The following is an 18,477-nucleotide window of genomic DNA, read 5'->3' on the forward strand; positions in this document are numbered from 1 at the left end:
CGGGTTTGGGGTGGAGCTGGGACCCGAGGGCAAGGAGCCGCGACGACGCTGTGGTGGACCCCACTACCGAGAAAGGCAGCCGCCCACGGGTTCAACGCCAGCTGAGTCCGTGGACGACGCTTTCCTGGATCATGGGTCCCGGCGTGGCCGGGGTGGGCGACTGCTAGGAGCGGCGACACAGCCATTTGGGTTCCAGTGCCGCTCCAAACCCGGCACGGACTTCGGACACGCGGTACTAGGAACCCGTGTCCACCACGAGCCGCCCATAGACCGCGCACAGATCCCGCATGAAGCGAGCCGGCTCCGCCCCGACCATGTCCCAGTCAAAGCGCCACGTCCAACACTCCGTCTGCCCCGGAACGTTCATCCGATGGCTTCCATCCAGCCCGAGCACGTCCTGGAAGGGGATGATCGCCGTATTGGCGACAGAGCCGAGCGCCGCGCGAGTCATCGCCCAGGGCAGCTCCGCGTCGCTGCAACCAAAGTAGCGCCGAGCAAAATCCCGCTCGGCCTCCGGCGCCGACTCGGCCCACCCGCGCACCGTGTCGTTGTCGTGGGTCCCCGTATAAACCACGCAGTTCGACCCGTAAGTATGGGGCAAGAAGGCGTGACCCGCCGACGCCTCGACGCCAGCCTCGTTGGCCCCCGCGAAGGCGAACTGGAGGATCTTCATGCCCGGCAGCGCGAACTGATCGCGCAGCGCCTCGACCTCCTCGGTGATCACCCCGAGGTCCTCGGCGATCACCGGCAGCGCGTCCCCGAAGGCGTCGACGAAGGCCTGGAACAGCGCCGCCCCCGGCCCGGGGACCCACTCGCCCTCCATCGCCGTGGGGCAGTCGGCGGGGATCTCCCAGTAGGCCGAGAAGCCGCGGAAGTGATCGATGCGCACGCGATCGGCCAGGGCCAGCTGGCGACGCATGCGGGCGATCCACCACCGGTAGCCGTCGGCCGCCATGGCCTCCCAGTCGTAGAGCGGGTTGCCCCAGCGCTGGCCCGTCTCGGAGAAGAAGTCCGGCGGCACCCCAGCCACGACCGCGGGCTCGAGCCCGGCCTCGCCGTGGCCGAGGCGGTAGAGCTCCGGGCGGCTCCAGCAGTCCGCCCCGTGCCAGGCCACGAAGATCGGCAAGTCCCCGACCAGGGCGACGCCGCGCTCGTTGGCGTAGGCGCGCAGCTGCGCCCACTGGCTGTCGAAGCAAAACTGCACGAAGCCCCAAAACGCGACGGCCTCGGCGTGCTCGACCCGCGCGGCCGCGAGGGCCTCGGGCTCGCGCCGGGCCAGCTCCGCGGGCCACCGCGACCAGGGCAAGAAGTCCTCCCCCGAGGCCGCCTGCAGGTGCTCGTCGAGGGCCATGAACAGGGCGTAGTCGTCGAGCCAGTCGGCCTCGGCGGCGACGTAGGCCGCGAACGCGACGCGCCGCGGGTCGTCCTCGGGGCGGGCGAAGAAGCGGGCCGCCGCCGCGCGCAGCTTGGCCATGCGCCAGGGGATGACCCGACCGAAGTCGACGGCCCGGCCGTGGAACTGAGCGAGCTCCTCGGCCGCGATCGGCTCGAGATCGCCGGCCTCCACCAAGGGCTCGAGGGCCACGAGCAGCGGGCTGCCCGCGAAGGCCGAGACGCTCGCGTAGGGCGAGTTCCCCGGGCCGATGGGGTTGAGCGGGAGCACCTGCCACAGGCGCTGGCCCGCGGACACGAGCCAGTCGACGAAGTGGCGGGCGCTCGGCCCGAGGTCGCCGATGCCGTGGGGGCCGGGCAAGCTGGTGGGGTGCAGGAGGACGCCGCTCTCGCGCGGGAAGCTCATGGGGACTCCGGAGTCGAAGGGACGAAGGCCGTGGCCACGGTCAGGGACTCGGCCGGCACGGGCAGGGGGTCGGGGCAAGGGCACGGCCGCTGCGCCGCGCCCTCGAAGGACGCGTCGGCGGTGTTGAGCACGACGGCCCACTGACCCCGCGGCAGCACGAAGGTCCGGGGCTCGGGGCCAGGGTTGAAGGCGAACACCAGCGCCCGCTCGCCCACGCCGAGGCGGACGATCAGCGCCCCGTCGCCAGGATCGTGCCAGTCCTCGCGGGTCATCGCCTCGCCGTCGGGCCGACGCCACGCCACGGGCACGGCCTCGCCCCCGCCGGGCAAGGGCCCCAGCCACGCGTCCACGCCCAGGAAGGGGTGCTCGCGCCGCAGCCGGAGCAGCGCGGCGATCAGCGGGCCGTGGCGATCGCCCTGCGCCCAGTCCAACCAGCCGATGGGGTTGTCCTGGCAGTAGGCGTTGTTGTTGCCGCCCTGGCCGTTGCCGAGCTCGTCGCCGGCCAAGAGCATGGGCGTCCCCTGAGCCACGAGCACGGTCGCGAGCAGGGCCCGGCTCGAGCGCTCGCGCCGGGCGAGGATCGCCGGGTCGTCCGTGTCCCCCTCGACGCCGCAGTTGATCGAGTAGTTGTGGTCGTGGCCGTCGCGGTTGTCCTCGCCGTTGGCGAGGTTGTGCTTGCGCGCGTGGGCCACGAGGTCGGCGAGGGTGAAGCCGTCGTGGGCGGTCACGAAGTTCACGCTCGCGCTGGGCGAGCGCAGGCCGTGGTGAAAGCGGTCGCTCGAGCCCGCCAAGCGCCGGGCGAACTCGCCGCGGTCGACGTCGCGGGTCAGCCAGTAGCGGCGCACGCCGTCGCGGAAGCGGTCGTTCCACTCCAAAAAGCGCCCCGGGAAGGCGCCCACCTGGTAGCCGCCCGGGCCCACGTCCCAGGGCTCGGCGATGAGCTTGGCCCGGGCGAGCACGGGGTCCTGGCCCATCGCGACCAACAAGGCCGCGCGCGGATCAAAGCGCCCGTCGGCGTCGTCGACCCCGGGGAACACCGGCCCCCGACCGAGCACGGGCGCCAGGTCAAAGCGAAAGCCGTCCACGCCCATCTCGCCGACCCAGTAGCGCATGGAGTCGAGGACCAGCTGCACGACCCGGGGGTGGCTGGTGTCGAGGGTGTTGCCGCAGCCGGTCCAGTCGAGGTAGCGCAGGCCCTTCGAGCTCGGCACGCGGCGGTAGTAGAGGTCCTCGTCGAGGCCGCGCAGGCTCAGGCTCGGCCCCCCCTCGCCGCCCTCGGCGGTGTGGTTGTAGACCGCGTCGAGGATCACCTCGATGCCCGCCCCGTGCAGCGCGTCGACCATGGCTCGGAACTCGGCCCGGGTCGCCGCGGGGTCCTCGGGGGTCGCCGACAGCCGCGGATCCGCGGCGAAGTAGCCGAGGGTGCTGTAGCCCCAGTAGTTGCGCAGGCCCAGGGGGCGCAGGTGCGGCTCGGACAGGCAAAAGTGCACGGGCAGCAAAGACAGCGCCGTGACCCCGAGGCTGGCGAAGTGGGCGAGGCTGCTGGGGTGGGCCAGGCCCGCGAAGGTCCCGCGCAGGGCCTCGGGCACCGCCGGGTTTTGCTGGCTGAAGCCGCGGACGTGGACCTCGTAGAGCACGGTCTCGCTCGCGGGCGTGGCCGGGGGCGCCGGGCGAGCTTCCGGGACGGGTAGCGGGCTCGCCACGCGGCCGAGGTAGCGATCGGGCAAGGTCGGGTGGGGGACGATCTCGCGGGCGTAGGGGTCGAGGAGCAGCGGGCCCCCGTCGACGCGCAGGCCGTAGACGAGGCCCTCCCCCTCGCCCGGAGCCAGCGGGAGCAGGCCATGAAACACGTCGAGGGTCCGCCCGAGCGCGCGCCGGGTCTCGGCGCCGTCGCCCTCGACCAGGCACAGCTCGATCGTCGAAGCTGCCTCGGAGACCACGGCGACCTGCAGGCCCTTTGCGCACAGGTGGGCGCCCAGGGGCGCGGGCGAGCCAGCTTCGAGGGTCGACATCAGGCGGGCTCGAGGATGAGGGTCGCCAGGGGCGGAAGGGTCAGCGCGATCGACCGCGCCCGACCGTGGGCGCCGCGGTCTTCGACGCGCAGCTCGAGGCCGCCGTTGCCCACGTCGCCGCCGCCATAAAAGGCCGAGTCGGTGTTCAAGCGCTCGCGCCAGCGCGGGCGCGCGGCGGCGTCCTCGGGCAGGCCCAGGCGGTAGCCGTGGCGCGGCACCGGGGTGAAGTTGCAGACCACCAGCACGCAGCGCGAGGCCGGGTCCTCGGCCGGGCCGCTGCGCCGGACAAAGGCGATCACCGAGGTCTCGCGCTCGTCGGCGGCGATCCACTCGAAGCCCTCGGGCTCGCAGTCCCGGGCGTGCAGCGCCGCCTCGCCGCGGTAGACCCCGTTGAGGTCGCGGATCAACGCCTGCACCCCGCGGTGCTCCCCGTGCCCCTCGCAGCGCGCCGGATCGAGCAGCCACCAGTCGAGCTCCACGTCGTGGTTCCACTCCCGCTCCTGGGCGAACTCGCAGCCCATGAACAGCAATTTCTTGCCGGGGTGGGTCCACATGAAGGCGTAGTAGGCCCGCAGGTTCGCAAAGCGCCGCCAGCGATCGCCGGGCATCTTGGCGATCAGCGAGCCCTTGCCGTGCACGACCTCGTCGTGGCTCAGGGGCAGCACGAAGTTCTCGTCGAAGGCGTAGACCAGGCTGAAGGTCAGCTGGTCGTGGTGGTGCGAGCGGTGCACCGGGTCCTTGGCCATGTAGGCCAGGCTGTCGTGCATCCAGCCCATGTTCCACTTGTAGTGGAAGCCCAGCCCGCCCGCGTCCGTCGGCCTGGACACCCCCGGCCAGGCCGTCGACTCCTCGGCCAGGGTCACGGCCCCGGGCGCGTGGGCGCCCACGACCTCGTTGAGCCGGCGCAAGAAGGCGATCGCCTCGAGGTTCTCCCGGCCGCCCTCGGCGTTGGGGATCCACTCCCCCGGCTCCCGGGAGTAGTCGCGGTAGAGCATCGACGCGACCGCGTCCACGCGCAGGCCGTCGAGGCCCCAGCGCTCGAGCCAGTAGAGCGCGCTGCCGACCAAAAAATTGCGGACCTCGGTGCGCCCAAAGTTGTAGATGAGCGTGTTCCAGTCGCGGTGGAAGCCCTCTTTGGGGTCGGCGTACTCGTAGAACGCGGTGCCGTCGAAGCGCGCCAGGCCGTGGGCGTCGGTCGGGAAGTGGGCCGGGACCCAGTCGAGGATCAAGCCCAGGCCGGCGTCCTGGCAGGCCGCGACGAAGCGGGCGAAGCCCTCCCCGTCGCCGTGGCGGCGCGTGGGCGCGAACATGCCGGTGACCTGGTAGCCCCACGAGCCGTCGAAGGGGTGCTCGGCGATGGGCATGAGCTCGAGGTGCGTGAAGCCGAGCTCCGCGGCGTAGGCCGGGAGCTGCTCGGCGAGGGCGTCCCAGTCGAGGAAGCCCTCGCCCTCGCTGGACCGGCGCCAGGACCCGAGGTGGACCTCGTAGATGGCCATCGGCGCCCGGCGGTGGTTGGCCTCGGCGCGAGCCTTCGGAAGCCTCCGGGGCGCGCCCAGGGCCGCGACGACGCTCGCCGTCGCCGGCCGCAGCTCCGCCGCGAACGCGTAGGGGTCGGCCTTTTGCGCCCGCGAGCCGTCGCCCAGGCGCAGCTCGAACTTGTAGCGCGCGCCCGCCTCGACGCCCGGGATGAACAGCTCCCACGCGCCGAGCCCCGGGTGCGCGCGCATGGGGTGGCGGCGCGCGTCCCAGGTGTTGAAGTCGCCGATCACCGCCACGCTCGCGGCGTTGGGCGCCCACACGCAAAAGCGCACGCCCGCGACGCCCTCGAGGGTCCGCGGGTGCGCCCCGAGCACGGTCCACGGGCGCAGGTGCGTGCCCTCGCCGAGCAGGTGGCGATCGAGCTCGCCCAGGTCCGAGCCGAAGCGGTAGGGGTCCTCGACGCGCTCGCGGTGATCGTGGGGGTAGGTCAGCGCCAGGCGGTAACCCGCGGCCAGCAGCTGCGCGCGGGTCTGGCCGGGGACGAAGGCCTCGAACACGCCGCCCTCGACGTGGACGGGCTCGGCCTCGGCGAGCGCCTCCCCCTCGACGTCGACGACCGTCAGCCCGAGGGCCCCGGGCGCGAGGCCGCGGATCCAGACCCCCGCCTGCCCCGCGCGCTCGCCCTCGTGGGGCCCGAGCAGGGCGAAGGGGTCGCCGTGCTCGGCGTGGGCGAGGGCCCGGGCCTCGGCGGCGTCGAGGCTCATTCGCCCGGCAGCTCCCAGATGGTCTCGACGTAGTCGCGGATGGTCCGATCCGAGGAGAAGCTGCCCATGCCCGCGATGTTCAACGCCGCCACCCGGGCCCAGTCGTCGGGGCGCTCGAACAGCGCGTCGGCCTTGGCCTGGGCGGCGAGGTAGTCGGCGAAGTCGGCCAGCAACAGGTAGGTGTCGCGCTCGAGCAGCTGGCCGACCAGGCCGCGGTAGCGCTCGGGCTCGCCCGGCGAGAACACCCCCTCGGCGATGGCGTCGAGCACCCGGCGCAGGGTCGGGCTCTGCTCGTAGTGCTCGCGCGGCGCGTAGCCGGCGGCCCGGGTCGCGCGCACGCCCTCGGCGTCGAGGCCAAAGATGAAAAAGTGCTCCCGGCCGACGGCCTCGGCCATCTCGATGTTGGCCCCGTCCCAGGTCCCGATGGTCAGCGCGCCGTTGAGGGCGAACTTCATGTTGCCCGTGCCCGAGGCCTCCTTGCCCGCCGTCGAGATCTGCTCGGACAGGTCGGCCGCGGGGAACAAGCGCTCGGCCAGGGACACGCCGTAGTTGGGCAGGAACACCAGGCGCAGGCGCCCGTGGACCCGCGGGTCGCCGTTGACCACCCGGGCGACGTCGTGGATCAGCCGGATGATCTGCTTGGCGGTGACGTAGGCCGAGGCCGCCTTGCCGGCGAAGATCACCGTGCGCGGGACCCAGCTCTTCTCGGGCTCGTCGCAGATCGCCTGGTAGCGCGCGACCACGTGGAGCAGGTTGAGCAGCTGGCGCTTGTACTCGTGGATGCGCTTGATCTGGACGTCGAACAGGCTGCTGGGGTCGATGGGCAGGCCGAGGTTGCGGCGGATCAGCTTGGCCAGCAGGGCCTTGTTGTGGAGCTTGGCGGCGAGCAGCTCCCGGCGAAACTCGGGGTCCTCGGCCAGGGGCTCGAGCTCGGCGAGGCGGTCGAGGTGGGTGCGCCAGTCGGGCTCGCCCGAGCCGGCCCCGCCCAGGCGCGCGTCGAGCAGGGCCGCGAGCGCCGGGTTGGCCTGGGCCAGCCAGCGCCGCGGGGTCACGCCGTTGGTCACGTTGCAAAAGCGCGTCGGCACGATCTTGGCGTAGTCGGCGAAGATCGTCTCGACCATCAGCTGCGAGTGCAGCTTGGACACGCCGTTGACCCGCTTGGACGCGATGATCGACAGGGGCGCCATGCGGACCCGCCGCTGGCCGCCCTCGTCCACCAGCGAGGTCCGGGCGACGAGCTCCTCGTCCCCGGGGAAGTGCCGGCGCACGTGGTCGAGCCAGCGGGCGTTGAGCTCGTAGATGAGCTCGAGGTGCCGGGGCAGCAGCTCCTCGAGCATGGCCACGGGCCAGGTCTCGAGGGCCTCGGGCAGCAGGGTGTGGTTGGTGTAGCTCAGCGCCGCGCGGCACTGGGCCAGGGCCGCGTCCCAGCTCAGGTGGTGCACGTCGATGAGCAGGCGCAGCAGCTCGGGCACGGCCAGGGCCGGGTGGGTGTCGTTGAGGTGGATCGCCGCGCGCTCGGCCAGGGAGCTGAGCCCGGTGTTGTCCTCGAGGTGGCGGGCGATGAGATCCTGGAGCGAGGCGCTGACCAGGAAGAACTCCTGGCGCAGGCGCAGGCGCCGGCCCGCGTCGGTGGAGTCGTCGGGGTAGAGCACCCAGTTGAGGGTCTCGGCGGCGAGCTTGGCCGCGCCCGCGGCCTGGTAGTCCCCGCGGCTGAACGCGGCGAAGTCGATGGGCTGGTCCGGCGAGGCCTGCCACTGGCGGAGCACGGCGACGCGCTCGGTCCCGTGGCCGGGGACGATGAAGTCGTAGGCCGTCGCGCGCACGATCTGTGCCGGGCGCCAGCGCCGACGCTCGCCCCCCTCGTCGTCGGTGTAGGTCTCGACGTGACCGCCAAAGCCGACCCCAAAGCGCAGCTCGGGCCGGTGCAGCTCCCAGGGGTTGCCGTCGCGCAGCCAGTCGCAGGGCTCCTCGAGCTGCTGCCCGCCGCGGATCCGCTGGTCGAACATCCCGTAGGCGTAGCGCAGCCCGTAGCCAAAGCTGGGCACGCCGAGGGTCGCCAGGGAGTCGAGGAAACAAGCAGCCAGCCGCCCGAGGCCGCCGTTTCCGAGGGCCGCGTCGGGCTCGCGCTCGAGCACCTCGCCCGGGTCCACGCCGGCGCGCTCCGCCGCCTCGCGGAAGCTGCCGTCGAGCTCCAGGGCCGCCAGCGCGTTGGTCAGCGCCCGGCCCATGAGGAACTCCATGCTCAGATAGTGCACGCGCTTCGCACCGCGCTGGCGGTCCGTACGCATGGTGTGGTTGAGGCGCTGGGCCAGCTCTGCACGGCAAGCGTGCGCCGTCGTTCGCATCCAGACCTCGAGCGAAGTCTGGTCCGGAGCGCGGCCGCTCTCGCGCTCCACGCGGTCGAGCAAGGTTGCAACGTCAGTCTTGGTCGTGGGCGTGGTCAAGGCGGCCTCCGAACACGCGACGCTACACGAAAAGGGTGGCTGTGCAGAGTGAGCTAGCTACGGAATGATTCCCTGTCCGGAACCGGAAAGTTCGCCCGGGCCTGTTATGGTGCCCGCCAACATGCGCGCGCTCGTCGGCGACATCGGTGGCACGAAGACGGCATTGGCTCTGGCCGAGGTCAACCCCAGCACGCGCGCCGTGCAGCTCAGCGCGCTGCGGCGCTACGCGAGCGCGAGCGCCACGGGCCTCGACGCCATCGTCGAGGGCTGGCGGACCGAGACCGGGCACATGCTCGGCCCGGAGCACGCCGCGTTCGCGGTCGCCGGACCGATCGTCGAGCAGCGCTGCCAGACGACCAACCTGCCCTGGTACGTCGACGCCCGCACCCTCATCGCCGGCGGCTCGCAGCACGTGCGCCTGCTAAACGATCTCGAGGCCGTCGCCTGGTCGATCGGCGCCCTCGACCACGATCCCGGCGGCGGCCAGCTCGAGGTCCTCTACCCCGGGGTCGCGCGCACCGAAGACACGCGCCAGCACTCCAACAACCGCTGCGTGATCGCGGCGGGCACGGGCCTGGGCGAGGCCGGCCTGTGCTGGGGCGGCCACGACCACCTGCCCGTCGCCAACGAGGGCGGGCACGCCGACTTCGCCCCGACCAACGCCCTCGAGTTCGCGCTCTACGAGTACCTCAGCGCTCGCCACGGCCACGTCAGCTGGGAGCGCGTCGCCTCGGGCATGGGCATCGCCAACCTCTACCGCTTCCTGCTCGAGCACCGCGGCGCCGAGGCGCCCGCGGACACGGAGCTCGAGGCCGCCGTCGACGGTCACGGAGACCTCCCCCGCGCCGTGTCCCAGGCCGCCCACACCAAGAGCGACGCCCTGGCCGTCGAGGCCATGGAGCTGTTCGCCAACTTCTACGGCCGCGAGGCGGGCAACCTGGCCCTCAAGTACATGGCCTGCGGCGGGGTCTACCTCGGCGGCGGCGTGACCCTGGCCAACCTCGAGATCCTCCGCGGCCCCGCCTTCTTGTCCGGCTTCTTCGCCAAGGGCCGGATGGAGGGCATCTTGCGCCGCATGCCCATCCTCGCCGTGCTCGAGCCCCACGCGGGGTTGATCGGCGCGGCGCGCTATGCCGGCTCGCACTAGCAGGCTACACCTGCGCTGATCCCGGAAACTCGACGGTCACCTCGACTGTCACCTCGACGGTCACCTCGACTGTCTGCGCGAGGCGTCGTCCAGATCCGCGGCGATCGTGACAACCCCGATGAGCCCCATCGGGAGCCTTCGTCAGGAGCGTCGAGCACACACCTCCCCCGACGACCCAGCCATGAGGTCGGTTCGCGCCTGACCGTGGCGCGCGCCCCTGCGCGGCTGGCCCTGGCACGTTGCGCCCCTTCGAGACCCTTTCCAATCACTCCGGGTATCGAAATCATGTCTGCACATTGCCCGACAGCCCCTGCGCAAGTACCCATTTCAAAACCACCACTAAATCGGATAGCGATTCACATTCGAGCCCACTCCCTTTGGTCTGGGTACGCACCTGAATCGCATGGCACCCAAGCCAGGGTAAATGAAATACGATCGCTGACGCACCCCGAGCGGCGATCGCTGACTCCAGCGTCGCCCCACCTCGCGGCCAAGCTTCAACCTGAACCTCGTATGGGCGCGGAGCCACTCATGTTCCGCTACTCATTCGCGCGAGCAAATGACCATGACCGATCCCCTCGATAAAGACGCCCTGTTGCGCGCCGCCGCTGCCCAAGTCCCCGACGCCGACTTTGGCAGTGACGATTTCCACGAGCCCCTATCCGTATTTTTGGACGCGCTGCGAGGCGAGGCCCAGCTCGAGCCCATGGGCGTGTGGGCCACGGTCACCCGCGTCATGGCCTCGCTGACCAAGCGCCGCAAGCTCGCGCGCCTGCTCGCGCGCGAGCCCGCGATCGCCGAGCGGCCCATCGAGGCCCCGGTGTTCGTGCTCGGCTTCCCGCGCACGGGCACGACCATGCTCCACAACCTCCTGGCCAGCGACCCGGCCAGCCGGGCCATCCGGCTGTGGGAGATGCGGGAGCCCTTCGCCCCCGAGGACGCCCCGGCCGACTGGAAGGAGCAGGTCATCGCGACCACCGAGCAGCTGGTCAAAGCCGGCTACCAGCTGTCCCCGCGCCTCGAGCAGATCCACCCGCTGCGCCCGACCTGGCCCGACGAGTGCAGCTGGCTGCTGCGCAACAGCTTCTCGACCATGGTCCTGGGCTTCTCCTACTTCATCCCCAGCTACGTGCAGTGGCTCAACCAGCGCGACGCGGCGCCGGACTACGCCTACTTCCGGCTCCAGCTCCAGGCGATCTTGTCGCAGCGCCCCGGTCAGCCCCTGGTGCTCAAGGACCCCTGCCACATCTGGCAGCTCGGCACCTTGCTCGACACCTTCCCGGACGCCCGGGTGATCCACCTGCACCGCGACATCTCCGAGGTCCTGCCCTCTTTTTGCAGCTTGTGTCGGGCGCTCCAAGAGGGCGGCGCGACGGCCCGCAGCCCCGAGGCGATCGGCGCCTACGCCAGCGACATGCTCGAGACCGCGATGGACCGGATGATCGCGACGCGGGCCGGGCTCTCGGCGCGCGACGAGGCGCGGATCCTCGACCTCGACTACCGCGAGCTGGTCGGCGCGCCCCTCGACGCGATGGCGAAGATCTACGGGCACATCGAGCGCCCGCTGAGCGCCGAGGCGACCCTGGCCATGGGCGCCTGGCTCGAGGGCAGCCGCGCGCTCACCGGCCGCCACCGCTACTCCCTGGACATGTTCGGCCTCGACGCGAGCGCCACCCGAGCGCGCTTCGCCGCCTACAGCGAGCGCTTTTCTGCCCACCTCTCGACCGCCGCCTGAACCGAGGACACCACCATGCTGACCCACCCCATGAACGATCCGATGGCCTCGGCCGCCTCCCTCGCCGAGGTCGTGACCCGCTGGGCGAGCGAGATGCCCGAGAGCCTCGCCTTCCGCCACCTCGCCGACGGGCGCGGCGACGACAGCTCGAGCCTCAGCTACGGCCAGCTCGACGCCAACGCCCGCGTGATCGCCAGCGCGATGCTCGAGCAGCTCGGGCCCCAGGCCGACGAGGGCGCCCGCGCCCTGCTGATCTACGCCCCGGGCCTCGAGTTTATCGAGGCCTTCGTGGCCTGCCTCTACGCCGGCGTCACCGCGGTGCCCGTGTACCCGCCGAGCCCCGCCCAGCTCGAGACCACGCTCCCGCGCCTGCTCGCCATCGCGACCGACGCCGAGCCCAGCTTGGTGCTGACCACGAAGATGATCTCGGGCCTGCTCCAGCCCTTCACCCAGCCCGCGCCGGCCTTCGCCAGCGCGCGCTGGCTCGCCACCGACGGCGCCGTCGAGGCCGGGGGCGCTGCGCTCGTGGGCCTGCGCGCCCGGGCCAGCTTGCCCGCCCTGCTGCAGTACACCTCGGGCTCCACGGGCACGCCCAAGGGCGTCGTGGTCACCCACGCCAACCTGATCGCCAACGAGCGCGCCATCGCCTCGGCCTTCGGGACCCTCGACGCCATCGCGCGGGGCTCGAAGATCGAGAGCGGCGTCAGCTGGCTGCCGACCTACCACGACATGGGCTTGATGGGGAAGGTGCTCCAGACCCTCTACCTCGGCGTGTGGACCACGACCATGTCCCCGCTGACCTTCATCAAGCAGCCGGTGCGCTGGCTCGAGGCCATCTCCCGCTACCGCGCGACGATCAGCGGCGGGCCCAACTTCGCCTTCGAGCTGTGCGTGCGACGGATCCGCGACGAGGAGATGGAGGGCCTCGACCTCTCCTCGTGGCGCGTGGCCTTTTGCGGCGCCGAGCCGATCCGGCCCGAGACCCTCGAGCGCTTCGCCGAGCGCTTCGCCCCCTGGGGCTTTGACCGCGCGGCGCTGTTCCCCTGCTACGGCCTGGCTGAGAACACCCTGATCGTCTCGGGCGCGTGGCTGGGCCAGGGCGCGGACACCCTCGACCTGCGCGCCGAGGCCATCGAGCGCGACCGGGCCGAGCTCGCGGCCCCGGGCACCCTCGGCAGCGCCCAGGTCGTCAGCTGCGGCGGCGTGGTCCCGGACCACGAGGTGCGCGTCGTCGACCCCGAGACCCGCGAGGCCGCGGAGCCCGGCGGCATCGGTGAGCTGTGGGTCGGGGGGCCGAGCGTCGCCGCCGGCTACTGGCGCAAGCCCGAGCTCAGCGCGGAGACCTTCGCCGCCGAGCTGGCCTCCGGCGAGGGGCCCTTCCTGCGCACCGGCGATCTGGGCTTCGTACACCACGGCCAGGTCTACGTGACCGGGCGCCGCAAGGAGCTCATCGTCGTGCGCGGCCGCAACATCTACCCCCAGGACATCGAGGCCTCCGTGGCGACCTGCCACGCGGCGATCCGGCCCGGAGGGGTCGTCGCCGTGGGCCTGGAGGTCGACGGCCACGAGCAGGCCGGGCTGGTCGTCGAGGTCCGCAAGCGCAAGCTCGACGCGGCCACCCGCGAGCAGCTCGAGCAGGCCATCCGCCTGGCCGCCTCGACCGAGCACGGCCTCAACCTCGCCCGCCTCGCGCTCGTGCCCCCGCGCACCGTGCCCAAGACCTCGAGCGGGAAGCTGCAGCGCACCCTGGTCCGCGATCGCCTGCTCGCGGGGACCTACGACGATGCCCTCGAGGCCGCCGAAGGGGAGGACTCGACGGCTAGCGAAGAGCCCAGCAGCGCGCTCTACGACGCCCCCAACGACTACTTTCGCAAGCTCGAGGCCCGCAACACCCACTACCGCTTCGAGCTCGAGGACGACGTGCTGTGGGGCCGCGTGGACGAGCTGGGGATCTACTTCACCCCCGAGGTCCTCGCCCAGGGCAGCATCGACCTCGAGGCCATGGCCCAGGTGGACGGCCTCGTCGACACCTTCCAGTGGGCCCTGGCGATCGCGATCTGCGAGGAGTTCGTGGCCCTCGAGCAGCGCATCCTCGCCTTCCTGCGTCGAGAGCGGAGCGCCGGTCGCCTGCCTCGCTCGCGCAGCGCCGAGCTCTTCGACGACGAGGAGGTCAAGCACGTCCAGCTGTTCCGGCGCTACGCCGACGCCCTCAAGGCCCAGCGCCCCGAGCTGGCCGCGGACCTCGACCGGCACCTGACGGCCTCCTTCCGCACGGCCTGGTGGCACGAGGACAGCCTCGACCGCTACCCCAACGCCGGCGTCTACCACTTCGTCAACTGGCTGCACTTCGTCTACTTCGAGGAGTATTCGATCTACCTGCACGGGGCGATGGCCGCCGATCCCAGCGTGCAGCCGGCGTGGATCTCCGCCCACGCCGCCCACGCCCGGGAGGAGCGCCAGCACGTGGTCACCGACGCGGCCCACCTCGCCCGCTTGTCGCTCAGCGCCGCCGAGCGCGAGCAGTGGTCGAAGTGGTTCCTCGAGCAATCGGCCCGGGACGCCAGCGGCCTGGCCGGCCTCGAGGGCGTGTGGACCTTCCTGCAGGACCGCTTCGAGGCCCTCGCCGCCCTCCCCCAACCGGGAGCCCTGCTCGGCAACCTCGACCTGCGCAAGCGCGCCTTCCTGCGCCTGCTGACCAAGGACAACGGCTTTTCTCAGACCCTCGGGGCCTCCCCGGGCTACGCCGCCTTCGTCCGCGAGCTCGACGAGGCCCTCGCCCAGCGCGACGCCGAAGCCAGCGCAGGCGCGGACGCGGACAGCCCCGCGGCCCTCGAGCTGTCCTTGCGCGAGGAGCTGGTCCAGCTCGTCGCCGCGGCCCTGACCATGGACCCGGCCCGCGTCGACATCGATCAGCCCCTGGTCTTGTTCGGCCTCGACTCGGTCCAGGCCGTGCAGATCGCCGGCGACCTCGAGCGCTCGGCGGGCCTGAGCCTGTCGCCGACGCTGCTGTTCGAGCAGCCCAACATCCGCGCCCTCGCCCGGGCCATCGCGGCGCTGCGCGGGGACGCGGAGGCAGGCTCGAGCCCTGCGGTCGAGGCCGCGCCGGAGATCCTCCTCGACGAGTCGATCTTCGCTGACGACGAGCCCTCGGGCCCGCGCAAGGTCCTGGTCACGGGCGCGACGGGCTTTTTGTGCGGGCACCTGCTCGCCGAGCTCCTGCGCGCCACCGACGACGAGCTCGTGTGCCTGGTCCGAGCCCGCTCCCTCGAGGCCGGCCGGGAGCGACTGCGCCGCAACCTCGAGGCCTACGGGCTGTGGCGAGAGGGGCTCGAGCGGCCCTTCGCGGCCCGCGTCGAGGTGGTCCTCGGCGACCTGTCCAAGCCGCGCCTGGGCCTGGGCCCGGTCCGCTTCGACGCCCTCGCCGAGGACGTCGACGTGATCTTCCACGGCGGCGCCCTGGTCGACTTCGTCCAGCCCTACGAGCGCCTCGAGGCCGTCAACGTCGGCGGCACCCAGGAGATGATCCGGCTCGCCGTTCGCGGCGGCCGCGTCCCCTTCAACCTGATCTCGACCATCGGCATCTTCGACACCAAGGCCCAGCGCGGCGAGGCGCGGGTGCTCGAGGGCGACGAGCCCGACCGCGCCGAGGGCTTCCGCAACGGCTACGGGCGCAGCAAGTGGACCGCCGAGCGCCTGGTCCAGCAAGCGCGCTCGCGGGGCCTGCCGGTCCGGGTGTTCCGCCCGGGCGTGGTCAGCGGGAGCACGCAGACCGGCGCCTGGCAGCCCGACATGGTCGCCGCGCTGCTCAAGTCCTTCGCGGAGACGGGCACGGCGATCACTCCGACCAACGACGGCCACCTCGACGCGGCCCCGGTCGACTACGTGGCCCAGGCCATCGTGCACATCGCCAGCAAGCCCGACACCCTGGGCGAGGTCTTCCACCTCAACAACCCCCGGCCCACGCGCTGGCTCGACCTCTACGCGGCGATGGCCGAGATCGGCTACCCCCTCGAGCTGACCGACTACGCGCGCTGGCTCACCGAGCTCGGGAGCGCCGCAGCGGACCCGGCGATGAAGCCCTACCTGGCCTACTTCAAGGCCCGGGACCAGAGCTGGAAGCTGCGCCAGCCGCCCTTTGACTGCCAGCGGGCCCTCGACGCCCTCGAGGACAGCGACATCCGCTGCCCGGTCCTCGACGGCGCCCTGCTCGACACCTACCTGCAGTACTTCCGCCGCGTCGGCTTTGTCAGCGCGCTGCCTGCCCAGACCCGGGAGCCCGGCCATGTCTGATCCGGATCAGGCCCACGCGCACCCCCACGACACGGTCGGCGGCGTCCCCGATCGATTGCCGGCCGCGGACGTCCGGGCCCTCTCGCAGCTCGAGCCTCGCCGAGCCCTGAGCGCCCTGGCCGTCGAGTGGCTCGCCATCGCGGTCGCCGTCGCGGCCGCCCTGTGGCTCGCCCACCCGGCCGTCTACGCCGTCGCGATCGTGTTCATCGGCGCGCGCCAGCACGCGCTCACGGTCCTCGGCCACGACGCCAGCCACTACCGCTTCCTCCCGTCGAAGACGTGGAACGACGCCATCGGCAACCTGTTCATGCAGTGGCCGCTGTTCATCTCGGTCGCGGGCTTTCGCAAGTTCCACGGCGACCACCACAAGTACTTCGGCCTCGAGGGCGACGGCAACCGCACGCTGTGGCGGACCCACGACGAGGACGGCGCCCCGACCAGGGAGTGGACCTACCCCAAGACCCGCGCGCAGCTGGCCGTCAAGCTGCTGCGCCACAGCGTCGGCCTGACCGGCCTTCGCTGGGTGCTCCGCGGCCTGCTCAGCGTGTTCTTCCTGAAGAACGAGTCGATCCAGGCCAAGGTCCTGCGCGTCAGCTACTACGCGGCCATCGCCGCGGCGCTGACCTGGCTCGACGCCTGGCTGAGCTTCGCCTTGCTGTGGGTCCTGCCCCTGTGCACCTGGCACATCACCATCCAGTACATGCGGCTGATCGCCGAGCACAGCGCGGTGTCGAGTGAGGACCCCGCCTATCAGGGCACGCGCACGACCATCCCCACGCGCTTCGAGGCCCTGCTCATCTTGCCGCGCAACATTGGCTACCACCTCGAGCACCACTGGTACCCGAGCGTGCCCTTTTACCGGCTCCCCGATCTGCACGCCCGGCTCCTGCGAGAGCCCCGCTTCGCCGCCAACGCGGACATCTCCACCTCCATCCTCCGCTCTTTGGTCCACGTCACCCGCCGGGAGACCCCGTCATGAGCTCCGAACACCCCTCCAAGCCGCTGCTCGCCGACGACGGCCTGCCCCTGCCCGTCGACAGCGAGCGCATCGAAGCGCTCCGCGTCCTCTCCCGCGAGCTGTGGTGAAGCCCCCGACCGAGACCACCGCCATGACGACCTCGCCCACGCCCATGAGCTCCGACGTCCTCGTGCTCGGCTCGAGCATCAGCGCGCTGATGAGCGCCGCCTGGCTGCGCCGCAGCGACCCTTCCCTCTCGGTCACCGTGCTCGGCCCGCCCGTCGGCGCAGAAAAGCGCCCGGTCGTCGGGGAGTCCACGGTCGAGCCCGCGATCTTGTTCTTCCGCGCCCTCGGCCTCGGCCCCTACCTCGACCAGCGCCACGAGCTCAAGAACGGCCTGACCTTCTATCACAAGCTCGCGCCCAGCCAGCCCGAGGACCGCCGCTACACCGTGCACATGCCGATGGCGCCCCTGCACCACACGGCCTGCCAGCTCCACCGGCCCGCCTTCGACCTCGAGCTCGGCCGGGTCGCCGCCGAGCTCGGGGTCCGCTTCGTCCACGGCCGCGCCCGCGACATCGCGCTCGGCCAGGGCCAAGGCCAAGGCCAAGGCAACCACAAAGACGCCGAGCACCGCGTCGAGGCCAGCCTCGACGGAGGCGGCGAGGCGAGCCTGCGCGCGCGCTTCGTGATCGACGCGACCGGCCGCAGCCGCGTGCTCGGCCGCAAGGTCACGAGTTACGCCAAGCCCTCGGCCCAGCGCAGCGCGTTTTGGTTCCGAGTCCGGAACTTCGAGGCCCTGCTGCCCAAGCTCGAGCTGAGCTGGCGGCGCCCGGCCGAGTACGAGCTGTGGAAGTCGACCCACCACTTCATGGGCGAGAACAACTGGATCTGGGCCATCCCCATGCGCGACGAACAGGGCGAGGCCGTGCTCAGCATGGGCATCACCTGGCGCCCCGACCTCGTCGACCACGGCATCCGGACCCTGGACGACTTCCTCGCCCACGTCGACGACGAGCACCCGGCCATCGCCGAGCTCGTGCGCAGCGGCGAGGTCCTCGACACCAACAGCTACCGCAACTACCTCTACGAGGCCGAGCAGGTCTACTCCGACGAGGGCTGGTTCCTCGTCGGCGACGCGGCCCGCTCCGTCGACCCCCTCTACAGCACCGGCCTGAGCATGACCGTGATCCAGATCGAGCAGATCGCCGAGATCATCCGGCGGCGCCGCGGGGCTGGCATCACGGCCGCGCAGATCGCCGAGCTCGAGGGGCTGTGGACCGCGATCGCCGAGGTCCGTCAAGCCGACATCGCCGACCAGTACGAGACCATGTCCGACCCCTTCCAGGCGTGCATGCGCCGCTACTGGAACCTGTCCGGGTGGTTCAACGGCGTGCTCCCGCTGTGGTACGCGGGCTACTTCAACGATCCCGAGGCCGCGACCATCCTCCGGCGCATGCTCGGCAAGGGCCGCCCGGCCACCCACGCCGCCTGGCGCCTGTTCGCCTCGACCGCGCGCACCCTCGGCGAGGTCGAGCAGGCCGACTTCGACCGAACCCTCGACTTCGACTGGATGATCAACCGCGCCTTCGATCGGCCCGTGTCCGAGGTCGGCGCGCAAGTCGGCGCGATGCTGCAAAAGCGGGCGCACCTGCGCCTCAACCTGATCCGCCTCGGGGGCTGGCGCGAGCTGCCCAGCCAGGCGCGCTACCTGGCCCGCGAGCTCGCGCTGGCGAAGCTCGTGCCCCTCGCCTTCGCCCGCAACCCGGCGCTGCGCCGCGGCGAGCACGAGCAGGAGCACGAGCAGGCCCCCGCGACCACCTGGGTCGGCGCCTGGCAGCCGACCTGAG

9 protein-coding genes are annotated in these 18,477 nt (G+C 71.7%); 5 read left to right on the forward strand and 4 right to left on the reverse strand.

Going from position 1 to position 18,477, the window contains the following annotated elements:
* Nucleotides 1-235: 235 nt before the first annotated feature.
* Genes malQ through PPSIR1_RS36110 form a run of 4 tightly spaced genes read right to left on the reverse strand, consistent with a single transcriptional unit; the run spans nt 236 to nt 8,497 of the window.
* Nucleotides 236-1,798: a 4-alpha-glucanotransferase gene (gene malQ, locus PPSIR1_RS36095; RefSeq protein WP_006976216.1), complete on the reverse strand. Its 1,563-nt coding sequence runs from the start codon at nt 1,796-1,798 to the stop codon at nt 236-238.
* Nucleotides 1,795-3,810: a glycogen debranching protein GlgX gene (gene glgX / locus PPSIR1_RS36100; protein WP_006976217.1), complete on the reverse strand. Its 2,016-nt coding sequence runs from the start codon at nt 3,808-3,810 to the stop codon at nt 1,795-1,797. The genes malQ and glgX overlap by 4 nt, the downstream gene beginning before the upstream one ends.
* Nucleotides 3,810-6,053 (reverse strand): 1,4-alpha-glucan branching protein GlgB, encoded by a 2,244-nt coding sequence (gene glgB / locus PPSIR1_RS36105; RefSeq protein ID WP_006976218.1) that lies wholly within the window; start codon nt 6,051-6,053, stop codon nt 3,810-3,812. The genes glgX and glgB overlap by 1 nt, the downstream gene beginning before the upstream one ends.
* Nucleotides 6,050-8,497, reverse strand: coding sequence for a glycogen/starch/alpha-glucan phosphorylase (locus PPSIR1_RS36110; protein ID WP_045117444.1), 2,448 nt, complete (start codon nt 8,495-8,497; stop codon nt 6,050-6,052). The genes glgB and PPSIR1_RS36110 overlap by 4 nt, the downstream gene beginning before the upstream one ends.
* 121 nt (nt 8,498-8,618) lie before the next feature.
* Here PPSIR1_RS36110 and PPSIR1_RS36115 point away from each other — a divergent pair, with 121 nt between their 5' ends.
* The 5 genes from PPSIR1_RS36115 to PPSIR1_RS36135 all read left to right on the forward strand — a co-directional run bounded on the left by PPSIR1_RS36115 (nt 8,619) and on the right by PPSIR1_RS36135 (nt 18,476).
* On the forward strand, nt 8,619-9,644 hold the full coding sequence (locus tag PPSIR1_RS36115; RefSeq protein WP_045117445.1) for a glucokinase: 1,026 nt from the start codon (nt 8,619-8,621) through the stop codon (nt 9,642-9,644).
* Between the two features lie 565 nt (nt 9,645-10,209).
* A complete protein-coding gene (locus PPSIR1_RS36120; protein WP_157596348.1) occupies nt 10,210-11,379 on the forward strand; it encodes a sulfotransferase family protein in 1,170 nt (389 codons plus the stop codon).
* A 15-nt stretch (nt 11,380-11,394) separates the two neighbouring features.
* The gene (locus PPSIR1_RS44815) at nt 11,395-15,669 is read left to right on the forward strand and encodes a thioester reductase domain-containing protein (RefSeq protein ID WP_006976223.1); all 4,275 of its coding nucleotides are present in this window, start codon (nt 11,395-11,397) and stop codon (nt 15,667-15,669) included.
* Nucleotides 15,662-16,648, forward strand: coding sequence for a fatty acid desaturase family protein (locus PPSIR1_RS36130; RefSeq protein WP_006976224.1), 987 nt, complete (start codon nt 15,662-15,664; stop codon nt 16,646-16,648). The genes PPSIR1_RS44815 and PPSIR1_RS36130 overlap by 8 nt, the downstream gene beginning before the upstream one ends.
* A 130-nt stretch (nt 16,649-16,778) precedes the next feature.
* Nucleotides 16,779-18,476 (forward strand): NAD(P)/FAD-dependent oxidoreductase, encoded by a 1,698-nt coding sequence (locus tag PPSIR1_RS36135; RefSeq protein ID WP_157596349.1) that lies wholly within the window; start codon nt 16,779-16,781, stop codon nt 18,474-18,476.
* Nucleotide 18,477 lies beyond the last annotated feature (1 nt).

This window comes from Plesiocystis pacifica SIR-1, from assembly GCF_000170895.1.
GTDB lineage: Bacteria > Myxococcota_A > Polyangia > Nannocystales > Nannocystaceae > Plesiocystis > Plesiocystis pacifica.